The sequence below is a fragment of the Paraburkholderia caledonica NBRC 102488 genome (genome assembly GCF_000685095.1).
In the GTDB taxonomy this organism is placed as follows: Bacteria; Pseudomonadota; Gammaproteobacteria; order Burkholderiales; family Burkholderiaceae; genus Paraburkholderia; species Paraburkholderia caledonica.
Map to the genome: position 1 here is coordinate 119,217 of NZ_BAYE01000011.1, position 19,960 is coordinate 139,176.

Annotated in this window: 21 protein-coding genes; 10 read left to right on the forward strand and 11 right to left on the reverse strand. The window is 61.3% G+C overall.

Features of this window, described 5'->3' with window-relative positions; genetic code table 11:
• Positions 1-45: 45 nt before the first annotated feature.
• Positions 46-735 carry a type 1 glutamine amidotransferase domain-containing protein gene (locus BCA01S_RS21750; protein ID WP_027778735.1) on the forward strand — a complete coding sequence of 230 codons (690 nt, stop codon included), beginning with the start codon at positions 46-48 and terminating at the stop codon, positions 733-735.
• Positions 736-850: 115 nt separating this feature from the next.
• On the opposite strand, the gene BCA01S_RS21755 is transcribed toward BCA01S_RS21750, so the two are convergent.
• Both BCA01S_RS21755 and BCA01S_RS21760 read right to left on the reverse strand, forming a co-directional pair.
• On the reverse strand, positions 851-1,612 hold the full coding sequence (locus BCA01S_RS21755; RefSeq protein WP_027778736.1) for a glucose 1-dehydrogenase: 762 nt from the start codon (positions 1,610-1,612) through the stop codon (positions 851-853).
• Positions 1,613-1,707: 95 nt separating this feature from the next.
• Positions 1,708-2,922, reverse strand: coding sequence for an MFS transporter (locus BCA01S_RS21760; protein WP_027778737.1), 1,215 nt, complete (start codon positions 2,920-2,922; stop codon positions 1,708-1,710).
• A gap of 135 nt (positions 2,923-3,057) precedes the next feature.
• Here BCA01S_RS21760 and BCA01S_RS21765 point away from each other — a divergent pair, with 135 nt between their 5' ends.
• Both BCA01S_RS21765 and BCA01S_RS21770 read left to right on the forward strand, forming a co-directional pair.
• Positions 3,058-4,071 (forward strand): LysR substrate-binding domain-containing protein, encoded by a 1,014-nt coding sequence (locus BCA01S_RS21765; RefSeq protein ID WP_027778738.1) that lies wholly within the window; start codon positions 3,058-3,060, stop codon positions 4,069-4,071.
• Positions 4,072-4,140: 69 nt separating this feature from the next.
• Positions 4,141-4,647 (forward strand): GNAT family N-acetyltransferase, encoded by a 507-nt coding sequence (locus BCA01S_RS21770; RefSeq protein WP_027778739.1) that lies wholly within the window; start codon positions 4,141-4,143, stop codon positions 4,645-4,647.
• A gap of 41 nt (positions 4,648-4,688) precedes the next feature.
• Here BCA01S_RS21770 and BCA01S_RS21775 read toward each other — a convergent pair whose 3' ends face one another.
• From BCA01S_RS21775 to BCA01S_RS35110, 5 genes are all read right to left on the reverse strand, one after another.
• Positions 4,689-4,982: a cupredoxin domain-containing protein gene (locus BCA01S_RS21775; protein ID WP_227471206.1), complete on the reverse strand. Its 294-nt coding sequence runs from the start codon at positions 4,980-4,982 to the stop codon at positions 4,689-4,691.
• A gap of 84 nt (positions 4,983-5,066) precedes the next feature.
• The gene (locus tag BCA01S_RS21780) at positions 5,067-6,014 is read right to left on the reverse strand and encodes a metallophosphoesterase family protein (RefSeq protein WP_027778741.1); all 948 of its coding nucleotides are present in this window, start codon (positions 6,012-6,014) and stop codon (positions 5,067-5,069) included.
• A 301-nt stretch (positions 6,015-6,315) separates the two neighbouring features.
• Positions 6,316-7,107, reverse strand: coding sequence for an anti-sigma factor family protein (locus BCA01S_RS21785; protein WP_244146019.1), 792 nt, complete (start codon positions 7,105-7,107; stop codon positions 6,316-6,318).
• Positions 7,104-7,643, reverse strand: a complete 540-nt coding sequence (locus tag BCA01S_RS21790; protein ID WP_027778743.1) for a sigma-70 family RNA polymerase sigma factor — start codon at positions 7,641-7,643, stop codon at positions 7,104-7,106. Before BCA01S_RS21790 ends, BCA01S_RS21785 begins: the two co-directional genes overlap by 4 nt.
• Before the next feature lie 66 nt (positions 7,644-7,709).
• On the reverse strand, positions 7,710-8,210 hold the full coding sequence (locus tag BCA01S_RS35110; RefSeq protein WP_244146020.1) for a LysR family transcriptional regulator: 501 nt from the start codon (positions 8,208-8,210) through the stop codon (positions 7,710-7,712).
• 315 nt (positions 8,211-8,525) lie between these two features.
• Between BCA01S_RS35110 and BCA01S_RS21800 the strand changes: the two genes are divergently transcribed.
• Positions 8,526-9,407: an alpha/beta fold hydrolase gene (locus BCA01S_RS21800; RefSeq protein ID WP_027778744.1), complete on the forward strand. Its 882-nt coding sequence runs from the start codon at positions 8,526-8,528 to the stop codon at positions 9,405-9,407.
• A 96-nt stretch (positions 9,408-9,503) separates the two neighbouring features.
• Here the strand turns inward: BCA01S_RS21800 and BCA01S_RS21805 are convergent, their stop codons facing one another.
• Complete coding sequence (locus BCA01S_RS21805; RefSeq protein ID WP_027778745.1) at positions 9,504-9,959, reverse strand: winged helix-turn-helix transcriptional regulator; 456 nt, start codon at positions 9,957-9,959, stop codon at positions 9,504-9,506.
• A 165-nt stretch (positions 9,960-10,124) separates the two neighbouring features.
• On the opposite strand from BCA01S_RS21805, the gene BCA01S_RS21810 reads away from it, so the two are divergent.
• The 3 genes from BCA01S_RS21810 to BCA01S_RS21820 all read left to right on the forward strand — a co-directional run bounded on the left by BCA01S_RS21810 (position 10,125) and on the right by BCA01S_RS21820 (position 14,189).
• Positions 10,125-11,369: an MFS transporter gene (locus BCA01S_RS21810; RefSeq protein WP_027778746.1), complete on the forward strand. Its 1,245-nt coding sequence runs from the start codon at positions 10,125-10,127 to the stop codon at positions 11,367-11,369.
• A gap of 255 nt (positions 11,370-11,624) precedes the next feature.
• Positions 11,625-12,896: a cardiolipin synthase gene (gene cls / locus BCA01S_RS21815; RefSeq protein WP_027778747.1), complete on the forward strand. Its 1,272-nt coding sequence runs from the start codon at positions 11,625-11,627 to the stop codon at positions 12,894-12,896.
• A 225-nt stretch (positions 12,897-13,121) separates the two neighbouring features.
• The gene (locus BCA01S_RS21820) at positions 13,122-14,189 is read left to right on the forward strand and encodes an SDR family oxidoreductase (protein WP_027778748.1); all 1,068 of its coding nucleotides are present in this window, start codon (positions 13,122-13,124) and stop codon (positions 14,187-14,189) included.
• 33 nt (positions 14,190-14,222) lie between these two features.
• Here BCA01S_RS21820 and BCA01S_RS21825 read toward each other — a convergent pair whose 3' ends face one another.
• Positions 14,223-15,008 (reverse strand): IclR family transcriptional regulator, encoded by a 786-nt coding sequence (locus BCA01S_RS21825; protein WP_027778749.1) that lies wholly within the window; start codon positions 15,006-15,008, stop codon positions 14,223-14,225.
• Between the two features lie 256 nt (positions 15,009-15,264).
• Between BCA01S_RS21825 and BCA01S_RS21830 the strand changes: the two genes are divergently transcribed.
• Together BCA01S_RS21830 and BCA01S_RS21835 are read left to right on the forward strand one after the other, a co-directional pair.
• On the forward strand, positions 15,265-16,641 hold the full coding sequence (locus tag BCA01S_RS21830) for an MFS transporter (RefSeq protein ID WP_027778750.1): 1,377 nt from the start codon (positions 15,265-15,267) through the stop codon (positions 16,639-16,641).
• A 73-nt stretch (positions 16,642-16,714) separates the two neighbouring features.
• Positions 16,715-17,170, forward strand: coding sequence for a type II 3-dehydroquinate dehydratase (locus tag BCA01S_RS21835; protein ID WP_027778751.1), 456 nt, complete (start codon positions 16,715-16,717; stop codon positions 17,168-17,170).
• Positions 17,171-17,176: 6 nt separating this feature from the next.
• Here BCA01S_RS21835 and BCA01S_RS21840 read toward each other — a convergent pair whose 3' ends face one another.
• A complete protein-coding gene (locus BCA01S_RS21840; protein WP_027778752.1) occupies positions 17,177-18,145 on the reverse strand; it encodes a LysR family transcriptional regulator in 969 nt (322 codons plus the stop codon).
• Positions 18,146-18,248: 103 nt separating this feature from the next.
• On the opposite strand from BCA01S_RS21840, the gene BCA01S_RS21845 reads away from it, so the two are divergent.
• Complete coding sequence (locus BCA01S_RS21845; protein ID WP_042319101.1) at positions 18,249-19,025, forward strand: SDR family oxidoreductase; 777 nt, start codon at positions 18,249-18,251, stop codon at positions 19,023-19,025.
• 103 nt (positions 19,026-19,128) lie between these two features.
• Here the strand turns inward: BCA01S_RS21845 and BCA01S_RS21850 are convergent, their stop codons facing one another.
• On the reverse strand, positions 19,129-19,878 hold the full coding sequence (locus BCA01S_RS21850) for an SDR family oxidoreductase (protein WP_027778754.1): 750 nt from the start codon (positions 19,876-19,878) through the stop codon (positions 19,129-19,131).
• Positions 19,879-19,960 lie beyond the last annotated feature (82 nt).

Consider the following 19,960-nt stretch of genomic DNA (forward strand, 5'->3'; position numbering starts at 1 on the left):
TCTACTAAGCAGCAGACTAACCGTCCCACTCGAAGGAGCAACAACATGAAAGTACTGATGGTTCTGACCTCGCACGATCGATTGGGCAACACAGGCCGCAAGACGGGATTCTGGCTCGAAGAACTGGCAGCGCCCTACTACGCATTCAAGGACGCGGGCGCGGAGATCGTGCTTGCGTCGCCGCAAGGCGGCCAGCCGCCGCTCGATCCAAAGAGCAACGAGCCGGCCAATCAGACCGATTTGACCCGTCGCTTCGAGGCCGATGAAGCCGCGAAGGCGCAGCTTGCGGCCACGGTTCGCCTCGACAGTGTTTCGCAGGCGCAGTTCGACACGGTCTTCTATCCCGGCGGTCACGGGCCACTGTGGGATCTCGCGGAGGACAGGCATTCCATCGAATTGATTCAGTCGTTTATCGCGGCAGGCAAGCCCATTGCGCTTGTATGCCACGCTCCCGGTGTGCTGCGCCATGTCACCACGCCGGACGGCAGGCCGCTGGTCGAGGGCAAGCAGGTCACCGGCTTCACGAATTCCGAGGAAGCCGCGGTGGGGCTGACCGAGATCGTGCCGTTCCTCGTGGAAGACGAACTGAAGGCGCGGGGCGGCATTTATTCGAAGTCCGACGACTGGGCGCCGTACGTCGTCACCGACGGCCTTCTGATTACCGGTCAGAACCCTGCTTCGTCGTCGTCCGCAGCCGCGACTTTGATGAAGCACCCGGCACTTCGCGCGCAGTGACAAACAAGGGCTCGCCAGCGCAGGCTGTCACATGGCTGCCGTATGGCCGCTTGTGGCAGCTTATGCAGCTTGTCGCAGGCGCGCGAGCACGGGTATCGCGGGCGACACCCCGATGTCACTTGCCGCCAGTGACATCGAGGAAGGTGCCCGTAATGAAAGAAGCCTCTTCGCTTGCGAGCCATAGGATTGCTCGTGCGACTTCCTCGGGCTGGCCGCCTCTTCCCATCGGAATCGAGTCTTTGACGCGATCCACTCGTCCAGGCTCGCCGCCGCTAGCATGCATGTCAGTGTAGATGTGCCCGGGGCGAATACAGTTGACGCGTATCCCCTCCCGCGCGACTTCCTTGGCGAATCCGGTAGTGAATGTCTCGACGGCACCCTTCGATGCAGCGTAGTCCACATATTCGTTCGGACCGCCAAGCCTGGCCGATGCCGATGAAACGTTGATCACAACACCGCCGCGCCCTTTGTAACGATACGACATGCGCTTCACCGCCTGTTGCGCACAAAGGATCGGGCCTATCGCGTTGACGGCGAAGATGCGCTGCATCCGCGCGAATTCGAGATTTTCCAGTGCGGACTGCTGCGCAATTATCGCGGCGTTGTTCACCAGTACATCGATCCGGCCGAACTTCCGGTCAATCGCGGCGAACAGCTGGGCGACCTGCTCAGGATCGGCGCTATCTGCACGCACGGCTAAAGCCCGGCGACCGACAGCTTCTACATCGGCCGCCACGGCACGGGCGGCCGATTCATCGGAAACAAAACTGATCGCTACATCGTAACCCTGTGCGGCAGCAAGCCGCGCAGTCGCCGCGCCTACGCCACGGCCTCCGCCCGTTATCAGAATTAGCGGCGCCTGCGGAACTGTATTCATCGAGCGAACCTCCTATGATGTCGAGATATTGGTTTGGGCCGAAATAGAACCGATGCGAGCGATTGAGTAGGAGCCAGCGTGCGTCGCGAACGAACTCACGTGGTGCGCAGATGCGGCCGAAGTGCAAGCGCCAACGGCCAGACCGTCAGCGCCGTGGCGGCAGTCGCAATAGTGGCACCGTGCACACCGATTTGATCGCCGAGAAATCCATACACGACCGGAGAGAGCGCTCCCGACGCGATGGTGCCGGTATAGAAAAGCGCAAATGCCCGCTCTGTGCGATCGACCGAAGTCAACTCGGGCACCGTGCCGTAAAGAACAGACGACGTCCCGTTGAGCATCGCGCCAAGTAGCGGCAACAAGACCATAGCAGGCGTCAAGGGAAGGTAAATCACTGCAAGGATCAACGCGGCCGTACCGCCTTCGGTGGCGAAGACGGTGCCGATCACGCCCACGCGAGCGCCGAGCCAGCCACAAAGGAACTTGCCCGCGGCGCCGCCGATGAAGACGAGCGCGAGTGCTGTACCCGTCATCGATTGCGAGATGCCTTTCGTTTTCAGGAGAAAGGGCAGGAAGGTCAACAAGCCCATCCGCACGGCTGTGTCGAGCACGCCGATCGTGAAGAGCAGCGAGAAGCCGGATCGCGAGTCGTTGCCGTGCTGCCTCGATGCTTTCTGCATGGACGAATCGCCACGCGGTATCGATGGGAGAAAAAGTGCAATCACTGCCGCGACTAACACGCCGACGATCGACACGGCCCAAAGCGCATGCCGCCACGGCATGATGGTAATAAGAAGCGAGATAGCCGCTGGCAGCGCGGATTTTCCAAGGTCACCCGAAAAATTGTAGATGCTGAGCGGCCCCCGGGCGTTGCGTCCATATACGCGCGACACTGCTCCCGAAGCCAGCGGATGCTGCGTGCTCGAGCCACCGCCGGAGATGGCCAGCGCGACACATAAGCCCAGCAGGGTTCCAGATATGCCCGCGACGGCATAGCCCAGCGCGGCGAGGAACGTGCCGACCGCAAGCGTCGCGCGTGTGCCGAATTTGCGTGCGAGGCGTCCAGCAGGCAATTGCAACGTCGCCATCGTGCCAGCGTAGACGCCGCGCAAAATTGCCAGGGCGCCGTAACTGAGTCCGAACTCCGCCTGCCAGACGGGCAGCAACGCGTAGATCATGTCGGTGTAACCGTCGTGCAGCGCGTGCGCCATGCATGACAGCCACAATACGCGCGTGCGTGAAACAGAACTCGACTGACCGGGCCCGTCAGTCACGTCTGTCGTCGGGGAGGAGAAAGAGAAAAGTCTCATAGTCCAATGAAATGGCGCAAGCTCGGACCATCGCGACCGCTGGCGCGTTTCGTTACAGAAGACCCTAGTCTAGGTTCGCGCAGAACCCGCCACAACTGACGTAAAATTGGGGTAGACGGGAGAAAAAGTCACCACATGAGAACTGAGAAACGCACGGAGAAACGCTCTGAGAGAGAAGCGGAGAGGTTGCCGCCATTGAATGCGTTGCGGCACTTCGAGGCGGTCGCGCGCCTTGGGAGTTTCGCCGCCGCGGCGAGCGACCTGCACGTCACGCACTGGGCAGTCGGCAAACAGATCCGGTTGCTGGAAGACTGGTTCGGCGTCCCGCTCTTTGAGCGCCGCTCTCGCGGCGTCGTTCCTACCGACCAGGGCGCGGCTCTCCTGAACGATGTCGAAGGTGCGTTTGCACGGCTGAGCAGCTCGGTCACCCGCTTGCGCCACAAATCCACTACGCGTCGCATAGCGGGTGTAGTACGCGTGAATACGCTGGCGAGCTTTGCGTTGTGCTGGCTGATACCGCGGCTGGCAGATTTTCAGGCGCGTTACCCGGACATCGAAGTCCGTCTCTCGACGACCTCACGCAAGTTGCGCTATGTCGGCGACGCCTTCGACGTCGGCGTGCGTTCAGGGCCCGAGGAGGCAGCAGGCCTCACGTCAACGGCGCTGATGCCCGATTTGCGTCTGCCCGCCTGCAGTCCAGCGGTGCTGAAAACCCACCCGATCAGGACGGTCGCCGATCTGCGAAATCACACGCTTCTTCACTCTGCAAGTACCCGCACAGCCTGGTCCGACTGGTTACGGGAGGCTGGCGCACCAGGCTTGCAGAGCGCGCGCCATCTCGACTTCGACCATGTCTTTCTTCAACTGGGCGCAGCCGCTGAGGGCCTAGGGGTAACGTTGGCGTCGCTGCCGCTCATCGAGCGCGAGATCGCAACAGGGAGTCTCGTGTGCCCTATAACAGAGCCGGCTGGGCGTGGACCCGATTACACATTGGTCGTGAACAAAGATCGCGCGAACGATGACGCGGTCATTGCGTTCAAGAAGTGGATCGTGACGGCCGCCGCGCAGAATTCGGCAGAGCCGGGTACGAGCGAACGTGCGCGAAAGACTCGTCGCAGTAAGCCTCTCGCGGAGTCATCGCGGCGTTAGTTGTCGCGATGGTTGTTGCATGTGACATCATCGTTAATCGATCTATCTGCGACAAAAGGATCCGCCAAAATGCTTGTACGTCTACTTGCCACACAAGACGCCCCTTCGTTCCACTCGCTCCGTCTCTGCGGACTCAGAGAAGCTCCCACGTCTTTCGCGTCTAGCTACGAAGAGGAAGTAGACCGTTCGGCTGAAGTCATCGAAGCTCAACTGACGGCGCGCAACGACCGCGGAGTATTCGGTGCTTTCGAAGGCTCGCGGCTAATAGGAATAGCTGGACTTGGCCGCGAGAACCGGCGAAAACTTAACCACAAGGCTTTTCTGTGGGGCGTGTATGTCGCGCCAGACATGCGGGGTTTAGGCGTGAGCCGAAAGCTCGTCGCCGAGGTGCTGACCTTCGCGCGGTCTATCCCTGACATCACACAGGTGAACCTGACCGTGAACGCAAACAACCCGGCGGCAATTCGCCTTTATACGTCGCTCGGCTTCGAGCAGTTCGGGCGGGAGCGCAACTCCTTGATGGTCGACGGACACATGTACGACGAGGTACACATGTCACTTCATTTTGGCGGCTGAACTCAGTGGTATTTCAGCGCCCGCCCTTCTACCCGAACTCTTCACTGCACAGTAATCGTCTCCTTCATATTCGGATGTATGCTGCAGAAGATCTTATACACTCCAGGCTTATCGAACTTGAACTGATACGTGTCGTTCTGATCAAGCGCGGCCGAGCGGAAGAGACCCGCATCGTTGACGACCACGTGCGGTTCGCTATCAAGGTTTTTCCAGGTCACGGTCGCCCCGGCTTTGACCGTAAGCGACATCGGCGAGAACATAAAATCTTTGATGACAACAGCGTTGGGCTGCTGAGCTAGCACGACGGCGGACATAACGCACATTGCGATGAGCATCGCCACTCCAACACAGATAACAAAGGCGTAGCGAAAAGTAGTCGTTTGCATGATGGGATCCTCGTTGATAGGCATAGTCTTCAGTCAGACGAGCGTCGTATCGGCGAGCGTAGCTCTCACCGGATGCCTCATAATCTTGACGCTCGTTACGCCCAGCATCCGCGGGAGTTCCGCACTGGACACCGTAAGCGGCCCGGGTCCCGGCCCGTTGCCAGCCGTCGGCTGCGGGTAGGCTGTCGAGCGAGCGGTATGGAAAGTCACGTTGCCTTCCACTTTCGATACGATCTGATGGATATGGCCGTTTAGCACGGTCACTGACCCGAAGCGCTTCAGATAACTCATGGCCTGTCCTGCATCGCCAGTACCCCAACCCCACGGTTCGTAGATCGTCCACATCGGCATGTGCGCGAAGACGACGATCGGCGTGCTGGAAGAGCGGCCCTTGAGATCTTTCTCCAGCCACTCGAGTTGTTCATCGCCCAGACTTCCCAAACCATTAGGCTTGAAGTGCATGACGTTGACGAGACCAACAAAATGCACGCCGTTGTGGTCGAAGCTGTAGTAACCCTTGTTGTCCGACGCTTGACCGAAACGTTTGAAATACTCTGCGCCGGGTCCATCAGTGACATCATGCTCGCCCGGCACGGTGTGCAGTTCGGTAATACTCAGGCCCGACATCAACTGCGCCGCGAGGTCGAACTCCTCGGGCCTCGAAAGATGCGTGATGTCACCGGTATGAATCGTCAGCGCCGGTTTAACGGGCATCGCGTTGACGAAGTCGATCGTCTGCTTGAGCGTGCCCGCGACATCGGGATTCGCTTCCTTCTTGAAGCCGATGTGAGAGTCGCTGATCTGCAGGAAGAGCGGGACTTCTCCCGAGCCTGCTGAAGCGTCTTTGGGTGTGGCCGCGAGGGCCAAATCCACCGGCGACAGAACACCGCCGGTTAATACGAACACGGTGCCCACGCCACCGAATGCGAGACATTTGAGTACGCCCCGGCGCGACGGATCGGATGGATGATCTGACGACATATTCACCTCACAATGGAGTTGACGAGGCAGGCGGCTGGACCAGCCGGCTGCGTTCAGTGAGTAGACTGCAGTGGAATTCGATTTATTCCCATGGCGGTCGCTGCGTTGCATTTAGACGCCACGGTTCACCAGGCCATTGCATAGCAGGGATCGAACGCAAGCCATACTGCTTAGCATGCCGAATTAATGCAGACCGGTTGACGCTGCACGTTTTCGGAATGTTCATGACGACCGGCGTAACAACGCAATGGCCGGGCTCCCATTGCACCGCTGCAATTACATTGCGCGTGCAGCGCTGCGGCTACGAAGCTGGATGCGCAAGCAGAGTCGTTACGAAGCCGTTCAGCTCCGCTTGACCGGCGTCGGAGATCGCCCAGTAATTCATTCCCCCGACGCTCCAGTGGGCGACGTGATAACCCTTCTCCTCGTAGATGCGCGGCGGCGGTGCACCTGCATCGTTACCTGGCCACACATAAAGATTGACGGGGTGCAACTTGTAGCGATAGACCATCACCGCAACGGAGCGGCCGTTCAGATAATCGAGCCGGCCACCGATCAGCGGATATCCCTGCTGCGCGAGGTCGACTACTGGCGGCGCAAAATCGAGCTTCCCGTCGAACCAGGGCTTGACCGTATGCCGGTCCGTAGAGATCACATCGGAAAGATGGTTGACCTGCAATGAGCGAACATGACTGTCGACGAGTTCCTCCGTCAGTCGCGTCTCGCCGGAGGGCGCCGCGACGAACAGACTCGCGCCTGCCACCAGCGCGACAACGCTCAACACCATCGCGCCAACCGGTGACCAACCCAGCGACCGGCCCGCGGACGGCCCGCCTAACTGGTCACGCAGCCGTTGCCAGAGCGGAGGCCGCCCCGGCAGCGCAGCCTTGATCCGCTTCACTAGCTCCGGCGGTGAATCCATCCGCAAATCGGCCTGCCGGAGTTGCGCGGTGACCTGACGGTCCTGCTCGTAAATCTGTCGGCATTCCTCGCAGGTTGCGAGGTGGCGTTCGAAATCAAGCGCCTCCGACAGGCTCAGTTCCTCGTCGATATAGCCCGGCAGTAATTGCAACGCCTGTTCGTGATCCATCATGCCTCCTCATCCGTCGGTGCGAGCAGTAATGCGAGTTGCCGGCGCCCGCGCCCGAGGCGAGACATCACAGTGCCCATCGGAATGCCCACGATGGCCGCAATTTCCTTGTACGACAAATCTTCCAGTTCGCGCAGCACGATCACTTCGCGGTACTCCAGGCTCAGACTCTGCAATGCCTTGTGCACCCGTTTCCGGCTTTGACTGCGGATCAGCACAGTTTCCGGGCCATCGTCCCGGTCAGCGGCGCCACTTTCGAGGCTATGCATTTCTTCCTCGAACATCGTGGTGTCCGCCGTGTGACTCCGGTTCTGGAGGTACCACGTGTAAAAGGTGTTGCGCACGATGCTCAATAGCCACGCGCGCGCGTCATCCCCGCGAAACCCGCCAAAGAACCTGAACGCGCGAAGGTACGCCTCCTGGACCACATCCTGTGCATCCTGGTCGTTATGCGTGAGCCAACGCGCAACGTTGAAGGCCGAATTCATATGAACTAACACGAGCTTCTCGAAGCGCTGCACGGTAATCGGATCGGCCATCTCTCGGAATCCCTGCTGTAACGGCAAAGTGTGACCGACCAACAGCAGACTGCCGGCGTGTCATTTTTATTCCCGAAGTGCAAAATCCATCTGGCGCTCGTACGAGACTAGCCTAACGGCTGCAAAAGGCAAAAGGCGCAACGCTGATTGCCTGATTGCTGTGACGTCCGCACCGGTCGTCGCGGGGTCGTCGTACTCCTCGGAAAGACCCAGCGACGCCGTGAGTTCAGGATAGCGCGAGAGAAACGCCGCCAGCAGCGGCGCGATATAGCGCGGACCGAACAGCGTCGGACCGCAGATGTGCAAACGCCCGGACACTGCCGTCGCGTAGTCGGCAAGTTCCGCGCGCGCCATTGCCAGATCGCCGAGCACCTGCTTGATGCGCGCGTAGAACTTCTCGCCTGCAGTGGTAAGCCGGCGCTGACGGGCGGTACGCGCAACGAGCAGCGTGCCCGCCTCGCGCTCCAGCACCTGCAGCGAGCGGCTGACCGCCTGCAACGACTTGTCGAGCCTTCGTGCGGCGGCAGTCAGGTTGCCCTCTTCCGCGATCGCGACGAAGGTTTCCAAATCGCGTAACGATCCATTATCCATTTTTATGGGAGGAAGAGTCAGTTGGCAGACTGATTATCTATCATGGATGTGCAGGTAGCATGCAGGACATGGTTTTTGCCGGAGCGCATGCCCATGTCAGCGAATGAACTGAATCCATCCGATGTCGCCGCGTCGGCACGCATTCCTCGCTGCACTGCTGCTCGGTCTCGGCGTGATCGGCGATCAGGCGCTGGGGCGCCGGGCGGTCAATCTGCTCAAGCCGCACCGCCTCCACAATCTGCAAGCGAGCACCGGACATGAAACTGCATTCCTAAACCGGAGGACCCGACCATGGACGCAACCCGCCGTACCTTCCGCTATCCGACCGTGAGCGTCGATGGCGTCGATATTTTCTTTCGCGAGGCCGGCCCGAAGGATGCGCCGACTGTTCTGCTGCTGCATGGCTTTCCGTCATCCTCGCGAATGTACGAACCGCTGATGCCGTTCCTCGCACGCGAGTTCGATCTGGTCGCACCGGACTATCCGGGCTTCGGCAACAGCGAAGCGCCCTCGCCGGATCGCTACGCGTACACGTTCGACAATCTCGCGCGATCCATGGAACAGTTCACCGACGCGCTAAGGCTCGATCGTTATGTGCTCTTTATGGCCGACTACGGCGGGCCGGTGGGATTCCGTCTTGCAATGGCAAGGCCCGAAAAAGTGACCGGCATTGTGGTCCAGAACGCGGTCGCGCATGAGGAGGGGCTCGGACCGTTGTGGGAAACGCGCAAAGCGTTCTGGAAAGACCGCGCCCAGCACGAAGAGCGCTTATGGCTCAATCTCGCGTCGCCGGACGCATTGAAGCTGCGCCACGTGGGCACGAGTCCCGATCCGCAGCGCTACGATCCGGACAACTGGCACGACGAGCAACACTTTCTGGCGCGTCCCGGACAGGCCGCGATCCAGACGGATCTCTTCTACGACTACCGCACGAATCTGGAATCCTATCCGCGCTGGCAGGCGTGGTTGCGGGAGCACCAGCCGCCGACGCTCGTGACGTGGGGCAAATACGATCCGTCGTTCACGGTGTCGGGCGCGCATGCTTATCAGCGCGACGTTCCGGACGCGGAAGTGCATGTGCTCGAAGCGGGCCACTTCGCGCTCGAGGAGGCGAGTGATCAGATCGCCGCGCTGACGCTGGACTTTCTTCGGCGAGTGCATCGAACAGCGTGATGGCGACTTTACAAGAGGGTGCAGCGGTGTCGTGCGTCCCGCGGCTCGCCAGGGTGAACATTTTTAGCTACCTGTACCCGACGGTATAGTCAGTTCCTAGACCCGCGCCGCGACTTTCTTCACGAAGGTATCAGCCGGCGCCAGCGCGCCTCCATCCGCGCCGCGTAGTGTCACCTTAGGCACCGGCCTGCCGCTTGCACGATCGATCAACTGCGAGCGCTTTTCGCCGCGTCCGAACAGGTTGCCTTCGCCCCACTGACGCAACGTGACGATCACCGGAAAGAGCGCTTCGCCCTTCGGCGTCAGGATGTACTCCTGATAGGCGGAGCCGTCCGACGCGGCGACCGCTTCGAGCACCCCCGCTTCGACCAGGCGCCGCAGCCGGTCCGTCAGTATGTTGCGCGCAATGTCCAGACTCTCCTGGAATTGCCCGAAGCGGCGTACGCCGTCGAATGCGTCACGCACGATCAGCAGCGCCCACCGGTCTCCGACGATATCAATCGCTCGTGCCACCGGGCACGACGAATCCGCAAGACTTTTACGCGCAGCCATCTGCAACACCTCCTGTTGACCAAACCATTGTCGTTCAGCTCGCGCGCAACACGATGAGATGAAAACTTCGTCACGCCCGAACCAGTTGCATTTTAAAACAAGCGTGAATACACTTCATTAAGTTGCATTTTGCAACTACATTTCAGTTTGCGCAAAGGACGATAAATGGATTCTGTATGCACACAGTGCGTTGTGACGGACCGGCCCAGGTCGCCCGAGGTTCATGCGGGGCACGCCATACCGGCAGCGCTGGTTCTACTGCTCGCAGTGTGTTGCGCGATGAGCGTCGCCAATGTCTATTACGCGCAACCGCTGCTCGACGCGATTGCCGCAGACTTCGGCATCCAGCAGGCAGCGGTCGGCGGGGTGGTCACGGCAACCCAGCTAGGTTGCGCGATGGCGTTGCTGCTGCTCGTCCCGCTCGGCGATCTCGTGAACCGGAAACGCCTGATCGGTGCGCAACTGATACTGCTGGCCGCCGCATTGACCATGACCGGAATCTCGGGCTCGCCGCTCATGCTGATGATCGGCATGGTCGGAGTCGGAATGCTCGGTACCGCCATGACGCAAGGACTCATTGCATACGCAGCGGCGCTGGCGCACGAATCGGAGCGCGGCCGTGTGGTCGGCGCGGCTCAAAGCGGGGTGGTAATCGGCCTGCTGATAGCTCGCTGCTTCGCGGGCCTCATTACCGATCTGCTCAGCTGGCGGTCCGTCTATCTGATATCGGGGCTGCTGACAATCGTCATGCTGGTCGTGCTGCGGATCGCGCTGCCCACGCCGCGCGTGAACCCCGTCAAAATGAGCTACGCAGAATTGCTACGGTCGATGGTCACGCTGCTTGCATCGAAACGCGTTCTGCAGGTGCGTGGCACGATCGGGCTCCTCATGTTCGGGGCATTCAGCACCTTCTGGAGCGCTCTTGTATTACCGCTCAGCGCCCCACCGTTTGCCATGTCGCATACGCAGATCGGCGCCTTCGGGCTGGTCGGCGCAATCGGGGCGTTGGCGGCAGCCAAAGCCGGGCGCCTTGCCGATCGCGGTCTTGGACAATGGACTACCGGGGCGGCACTCGTCTGCCTGCTCGTGTCGTGGATGCCTATCGGCTTCATGCAGCACAGCATGCTCGCGTTGATCGCGGGCATTGTGTTGCTCGATATGGGTGGCCAGGCGGTCCACGTCATCAACCAGAGCATGATCTTCCGGCTTCAGCCTGAAGCACAAAGTCGCCTGGTCGGTTGCTACATGCTTTTTTATTCGGCGGGAAGCGGTCTGGGCGCGGCAGCTTCTACCTACGTATTTGCGCGCACGGGTTGGGCCGGCGTCTGCGCACTGGGCTTTGCGTTCAGCATCGCCGCGTTCCTGCTGTGGGCTGTCACACTGGTTCTCGCGAAGGTTGCGTCCCGCTAGATAATTGGGGCTTTCGTTTCGCAACCGGTCGCTGCCCGGGCAAGCCAACTCGACTTTGAGCGCCGACTTCTTCACCACTATCGGCCAGATCCGGTGAACGGCGCGAGCAAAGGCGCGGTCGATTGAATCGCCGCACGTTGTTCCACAGTCCTCCGCCGACGCACAGGCAATATGGTGGGCTTGCCGACTCATCCGCTGCTCAAAACGCCCGTACACTTATGGTTCCGGACGGACGTCCGCTACGGGAGGCTGCGCATGCCGACGATTGCCCTGATCATCCTGACGGTCGCGGTAACGCTCGCCATCGTGCTCGTCATCGCGAATCTGACGAGCGGCGAGAAGAAGATAGAGCACAAGATCGAAAGGCTTTACTCGAGCGACGATCCTCAGTTCACCCGCTCGATGGGGCTGCTCCTCGGGCCGCCCGTTGTCGGGGGCAATCAATTCCAGGTGCTCGTGAATGGCGACGAGATCTTTCCGTCGATGATGGAAGGCATCCGCTCAGCGCAGCACACCATCACCTTCGAAACCTTCATTTACTGGTCTGGCGCTATCGGCGAAAAGATTGCGCATGCATTGTCCGAGAAGGCGCGTGCGGGCGTCGCGGTGCATGTGCTGCTCGACTGGGTCGGCTCGTCGAAGATGGATAAGCGCTATCTGGAGATGTTGCGCGAGTCGGGGGCCGAAGTCATCCAGTATCACAAGCCGCACTGGACGGGCCTCGGCCGCATGAACGATCGCACGCACCGCAAGCTGCTCGTGATCGACGGACGCATCGGCTACACGGGCGGCGTGGGTATCGCCGACGAATGGACCGGTCACGCGCAGGACGAGAAGCACTGGCGCGACACACACTTTCGCGTCGCAGGCCCGGCGGTCGGACAGATGCAGGCCGTCTTCATGGACAACTGGGTCAAGGCAACCGGAAACGTACTGCACGGCTCGCAATACTTTCCAGAGATCGATGCCGCCGGTGACGGCCTTGCGCATATGTTCAGCAGCTCGCCCTCGGGCGGCAGCGACGACATGCAGCTGATGTACCTCATGGCGATCACCGCCGCGACGCATTCCATCCACCTCTCGAGCGCCTACTTCGTACCCGACAAACTGACGATCAACGCGATCGTCGAGGCCGCCAAGCGCGGCGTGAGGGTGCGTGTCGTCACGCCGGGCAAGCATATCGACACGCGCACGGTGCGCGAGGCATCGCGCGCATGCTGGGGCGACCTGCTGGCGGCAGGCGTCGAAATGTACGAGTACCAGCCAACCATGTACCACTGCAAGGTGATTGTCGTAGACGAGTATCTGGTGTCGGTCGGCTCGACCAACTTCGACAGCCGCTCGTTCAAACTCAACGACGAGGCCAATCTCAACATCTACGATCGTGATTTCGCGCGCCGGCAGACAGCGATTTTCGACGGCGACGTCGTTCACGCGAAACGCATTACACTCGAAGACTGGCGCCGTCGTCCGCTCGTCGAAAAACTGCTGGAACGCACAGTCGCGCTACTCGATCCGCAGCTTTGACGATTGGATCGGCACGCTGCACTTGCCCTGCTTCAACCTGCGGACGACGTGATATGCCGCGGTCCGCCGCTTGCTGCAATCTGCTTTGAACGGCGCGCCGCCTGAGCTATTGCAGTTCGACGGCTTATAACGCGGCTTTCGGGAGACGCGCTTCATTCCCGGGTAACGGCCGGTCGCAGAACCCGCCCGGGTCGACAGGAATTCACTTACTTGACTATCTCTCTCATGGAAAAACGCGCAATCATTATCGGCGCAAGCGGTATCGTCGGCAGCAATCTCGCCAACCAGTTGCGCTCGACCGGCTGGAACGTGGCGGGCCTCTCGCGCGGTCGCACGGCCGTGCCGTCCGGCATCGAAGCCATCACCGCCGACCTGACCTCCACGCAATCCGTTAGCGCGGCGCTAGCCGGCAAGACTTTCACCCACGTGTTCTTCACCGCCTGGGCGCGGCAAGCCACAGAGCAGGAGAATATCCGCGTGAATGGCGGCATGGTGCAGCATGTGCTGGACGCGCTCGGCACGACGGGCACATTGCGGCATGCGGCACTCGTTACCGGGCTCAAGCACTATCTCGGCCCATTCGAGGCCTACGCAAAGGGCACCGTGCCCATCACACCTTTTCGCGAGGAGCAGGGACGTCAGAGCGTCGATAACTTTTACTACGAGCAGGAAGACCGCCTCTTCGATGCCGCCGCGAAATATGGCTTCAATTGGAGTGTGCATCGCCCGCACACGATCATTGGCTTCGCGATCGGCAACGCGATGAACATGGGCATGACGCTCGCCGTCTATGCAACGCTGTGCAAACACACGGGTCAACCGTTCGTCTTCCCGGGTTCCGCCGCGCAATGGGAAAGTCTCACCGACATGACCGACGCCCGCCTTCTCGCACGGCATCTCGAATGGGCCGCCACCTCGCCGAATGCGCGCAATGAAGACTTCAACGTGGTCAACGGCGACGTGTTTCGCTGGAAATGGCTGTGGCCGCGACTCGCGGAATACTTCGGGGTGGAAGCGGCACCGTTCGACGGCGTCGTGCGCCCGCTCGAGAATCGCATGCAGGATGCGGGCAAGCAATGGGCCGACATTGCCGCACAGTTCGATCTGCGCGAAAGCGATATCGGCAAGCTCGCGTCGTGGTGGCACACGGACGCCGATCTGGGGCGTCCCATGGAAGTGCTCACCGATATGACGAAGAGTCGCAAGGCCGGATTCCTCGATTATCAGAGCACGCCCGACGCTTTCTTCGAACTGTTCGACCGGCTCAAGGACGAGCGGCTCATTCCGCGTTGAGCCGAAGCGCGACAGCCGGCCGCGCCGGCCACGTCAGCTGCGTCCGCGATCGAATAGCGGCGATGCGTGGCTGGCGGCAGCCAGTTCGGCGGCTGCCGCGAGCAGCGTCGGGCCGAGGCTCGCCATGCGCTTCTCGTTGAGCCGCACGAGCGGTCCCGCTATGCTGATCACGCCGATGGCGGGATAACCGCGTCGCAGGACGGGCGCGGCCATTGCCGTCATGCCGGGCGCAAACACTTCGTTAATGGTTGCATAGCCGCGCTCGCGCGCGGCGTGAACGAATTTCAACAAGCCGGCAATTGTCGTCGGCGCGTTCGGGCCGTACTGCTTGGGCTGCCCGAAACCTTGCCGCGAGACGAGTTCGAGCGCTCGCTCGTCGGTCATCGTCATCATCCACGCGTGGCCGGTGGCGCTGCACGACAGGATCGTGTCCATGCCCATGTCGGGGTCGTAGCGCAGGCCTTTCAATGCGCCTTGCGACTTGGCGACCCACGTCAGCCTGTCGCCGTCGACTATCGCAAGCCGCACCAGTTCGCCCGATTTTTCGGCGAGGCGATCCAGCACAGTCTGTGCAATATCCACGATCCCCGAGGTCGCGAGATACCCCAACCCCAAGCCGACGAGCTTGGTTGTCAGCACATAGTCGCCGTGCTCGCGCAACTGCCGCACATAGCCGCAATTCTTCAAATCGACGAGCAGGCGGTGACACGCGCTGCGCGGAATATCGAGTTCGCCCGCGATCAGCGCGAGCGGTGTGCCTTCCATCTGCGTAGCCAGGAATTCAAGGACCGCCATGGTGCGTTCTGTGACGCCGGGCATATCTGTCTCCGGAGATCCGCGTGCCTCAGCGGAACGCGGCGAAGTCGAATGGTTGCACGATATGAAACAGAATTCCACCCTGGAATAGCGTCCCACCTACCAATGCTAACCTTGGTTCACGAGATTCCCAACGCCCCAAGGAGTCCCGGCGAAAAGCAATTCATAAAGCGCGAGAGCAGCGGACGGCGGCGACCGTCGGCACTTCCGCCATATTCCGCACGGCAAGTTTTGCACGGCGGCAGGTCAAGGAGACAACATGGCACATGACGCACAACACAGCACATCCTCAGCGATGCGCACACGCGCGGTGACCGCCGCCGCAATCGGCACCGCACTGGAGTGGTTCGATTTCACGCTCTACGGCGCATTAGCCGCAACGGTACTACCCAAACTGTTCTTCCCGTCGATGGACTCGACTTCCGCTTTGCTGGCATCGCTGGCCACGTTCGGCGTGGGTCTCGCCGCGCGTCCGCTCGGCGCGATCATCTGCGGACACCTTGGCGACAAGCTCGGGCGCCGCAATTTGATGCTCGGCACGGTCACGGTGATGGGTCTGGCTTCGATGATGATGGGCTTGCTGCCCACCTATGCCAGCATCGGCGTATGGGCGCCGATCCTGCTCGTCGTACTGCGCATTCTGCAGGGCTTCGCACTGGGCGGAGAATCGACGGGCGCGCAGCTGATGGCGATCGAACACGCCAGTGCGGATCGCCGCGGCAAGTATTCCGGCCTGCTTGGCTTGTGCTCGCCGCTCAGTCAGATCATGGCGAACGGCGTGCTGCTGTTGCTCGCGTCCACGATGTCGGCGAGCGCGTTCGACTCGTATGGCTGGCGCATACCGTTTGTGCTGAGCTTCGTGTTGGTGATCGTCGGCGTATATATCCGCCTGAAGGTCAGCGAAACGCCGGCCTTCGTCGAGTTGCGCAAAACGGAGGTCGTGCACGTGAGCAGTCCGCTGCGTGACGCGCTGCGTCTGCATTGGCGAACCGTTCTGCGCTGGATGCTGTTCTTCTGCGGACCGGCCGCGATCTTTTATCTGATCGTCGTGTTCTCGCTCAGCTACATCACGAAGACGCTTGCCATCCCGAAGCAAACCGGCTTTCTGCTGTTAATGGGCGCGAACGTCTGCGCAATTGTCGGGGCACTCGCGGGCGGCATGCTGAGCGACCGGATCGGCCGCCGCAAGGCGCTCGCCATCGGTTCCACGGCAACCTTGCTGATGCTGTTCGTCTACTTCCAGATTCTCGACACGAAGAGCTTCGTGCCGATGCTCGCGGCCATGGGCTTTTTCCTGGGCTTCACGCAGTTCCAGAGCGGCATTCAACCCGTTGCATTCGCGGAAGCCTTCCCGACTAACGTGCGCTATTCCGGTTCGGCCCTCGCCTATACCGGCGCGAACCTCATCGCAGGGGGGCCGATGCCCGTGCTCGCGGTGTGGCTGTTCTCGGTCTGCCACGGGTCGCCGTGGGGCGTCGTGGCCGTATGCGTCGCGTTCAACGTTATTTCGCTAATCGCGATCCTGACGGCGCGCGAAACGCTTGGCATCGACATGAATCGCACCGATTCCACTTCTGCAGTGACGGGCGATGCGGGCTATGTATCGGCCGGCATCGGCAATGGGCGCCACACCTGAGACTTGTCTCGGCTTCGCGCCTTCTCGACACGCATCACGCAACTTCCGCTTCTACGAAACAGGCAAACCGATAATGACTGACCTCGTCTATGTGCTGAACGGCTCGAACCTGAACATGCTCGGCAAGCGCGAGCCGCATCTCTACGGCGCGACCACGCTTGCGCAGATACAGCAGCGAGTCGAGGCGCTCGCAGAGCAACTGGCGCTGACATGTGACTTCCGCCAGACCAATAGCGAAGCGACGCTCGTCGACTGGTTGCAGGAGGCGTTCGAGCGCAACGCCGCAGTGATCATCAATCCGGCGGGCTTTTCGTTTGCGTCGGTCCCTGTCTTCGACGCCGTGAAACTCATCCAGCAACCGTTGATCGAGCTGCACATCACCAATATTCATAAACGCGACGAGACGTATCGGCACTCGCTGATTTCGCGTGCAGCGACGGGTGTGATTTGCGGTCTCGGCGCGAATGGTTATCTGGTTGCATTGCAGGCGATGGCAATGGCGCTTGGGAAAACGCCGGCGTTCGACTAACGCGCTTTACTGTCCACGCTCAAGCTTGCGCGCGCGGGCAACTGCCTCGATATGCTGGTCCCACGGAGCCGGAGACGGAAAGACTTCGGCGAGAAACGCAACGAACGCCTTCACGTTCGGATTGCCGCGCCGGCTCTCCGGCCATAGCGCGGTCAGCGGAAAGCGGGCGTGCGCAAACTCGTACATGACCGGTACCAGTTCGCCGCGCTTCACATACGGCGCCGCGATATAGGTCGGCGAAAGGCCTATGCCGCCGCCCGCAACCACAACCGCTGCAACTGCGTCGCTGACGTCGATGGTAATGGGCGCGTCCGGCACAATCTCCAGCACGCTCTTGCCCGTCTGGAACGGCCACCGCGCCGCCTGACCGGTGCTCTGGTAACGGAAATTCACGCACTCGTGTGCCTTGAGCTCGTCTGGATGCCGAGGCTCGCCGCGTCGACGTAGATAGTCGGGCGATGCGAACGTGCTTAGCCGGTGGGGCGCAAGGTGACGCGAGATCAATCGCGAATCGCCGGGGTCGCCAGCACGTATTGCGATATCGACGCCTTCCGCGATGAGGTCCACATACTGATCGCCGAGGCGCAGGTCGACATTCACCTTTGGATACCGCGCGCGAAAGCCGGGCAGCGCTGGCGCGAGGATATTTACGCCAACCGGCAGCGGTGCCGTGACCTTTATGGTGCCGGCGGGTTCAGCGCGGGCGGCGACCACTGCCTGCTCGATGTCTTCCGCTTCGCGCAGCAGGCGCTGCGCGCGTTCGAGCAGGTCGCGGCCTTCCGGCGTCAACGTGAGCGAGCGCGTGGTCCGGCTGAAGAGTCGCAACCCGAAGTGCTGCTCGAGCCGCTGCACGCTTTTGCTGACCGCCGACGGCGAAACCGACAACGCTCGCGCCGCCGCCGTGTAGCTGCCGAGCGAGGCAGCCCGCGCGAATGCGATCAGGCCCGTTAGTCGTTCAAGTCCGATTTGTTCCATGGTGGCATGATTAAAGCGAATCTCGGCCCAATTATCAAGGCCACAGCTTCAATTTAATCTGTTCTTCAACGACGCCGCGATGGCGTCTTCAACGGAGAACAACATGAGCAACGCATCGAGCATCGGCACTTTCAGCAACGTCGCAGACGGCCAGTCGCTGCGCGGACAACTCGAAGGCAAGACCGTGGTGATTGTCGGCGGCACGTCGGGTATCGGCCTCGCGGCCGCGACTCAGGCCAAGGCCGCCGGCGCACATGTGATCGTGGTCGGTCGCAACGCGGCGAGCACGGAAGAAGTGGCCACGAAGCACGGCTTCGACGGCTGGCGCGCGGCTGACGTTACCGACGGCGCTGCGCTGGAAGCTGTGCTGCGTGACATCGCGCGAGTCGATCATCTGGTCTTGCTGGCCGGCACCTTCGTGGCGGGCAAGGTTCGCGAGGCCGAGGTCGACTATCTGCGCCGCGCGTTCGACGAGCGGATGTGGTCCGCGGTCCATGCGGTCCGCGCGGTGGGCGATCGTTTGAGCCAGGACGGTTCGATCACGCTGATCTCAGGCGCGCTCGCCGACCGCCCCAACGCAAACGGGACGGCAGTGCTCGCCGCTGCTTCCGCCGCGATGGAGGCTTTCGCCCGGGGCCTTGCGCTGGAACTCGCGCCGGTTCGCGTCAACACGTTGTCGCCCGGGCCGATCGACACACCGATCTTCAGCAAGGCACTCGGCGCGAACCGCGATGCGGTTGTCGAGTCGATGCGCAATTCGCTGCCGTTAAAGCGGTTAGGCACGGCGGACGAAGCAGGCGCGAGCGTCCTCTTTCTGATGACCAACGGCTGGATGAACGGGGCGACGCTCAACGTCGACGGGGGATCGCGGCTTGTGTGAAAGAGTGCGGGCCACGCGCACGCAACGACCAGTGTCGGTCAGGAAACCGGTCGTTGCGGCGCTGCATCGCTTCGGGCAAATTCGTTCGACGATAGGTAGCCGCTCAGCGAGCCGCGGACGCCCATGCTTCGGCATCGGCACCGGCCGGAATGTGCATCGGGGCTGACGCATCGGTCGCGGCGCGCCACACCGCTTCGGCGACGTCCTCCGCGTGCGTGATCTGCGACGACGTATCCGCGAACTGCGCAAAGACCTTCTTGCCGAGATCCTCGTACGCCTCATGCTCAAACCCGTGCATGTTGGCGCGCGCGTTCTCGCCGAAGCGGGTATCGGGCGCGCGACCCGGCAACACCAGACGCGCCCGAACGCCGAATTGCTCGAGTTCAAGCGCCATCGACTCGGTAAATGCATTCACTGCTGCTTTGCTTGCGCGATACGCGGCGAGCAGTGGCAGTGCCCTCAACGTCACGCTCGAGGTCACGTTCACGACAACGCCGGCTCCGCGCTTGCGGAACTGCGGCAGCACTGCCTGCGTCATTGCGATCGTGCCGAACGTGTTGGTCTCGAACACCTCGCGCACCGTTGATAGCGGAGTCAACTCAGCCGGAGATGCCGCGCCGACACCCGCATTGTTGACGAGTACGTCGATCGGCCCCGCCACCTCCACGGCCTCGCGGATGCTGTCCGGGTTCGTAACGTCAAGCGCCAGTATGCGCAGGCGGTCCGAAGGCGGGAGCACGTCCGCGCGCGGCGAGCGCATGGTCGCCACGACGTTCCAGTCGTGAGCGAGAAAATAGCGGGCAATCTCACGACCGAAACCGGAAGAGCAGCCAGTGATAAGGACGGTTTGCATTGAAACTCCTGTGGGAAAGGTTGGCGACTGCTCGTACGATAGATTGCTCGGTCCGTACTCGCTACAATCAAACGTCCGAATT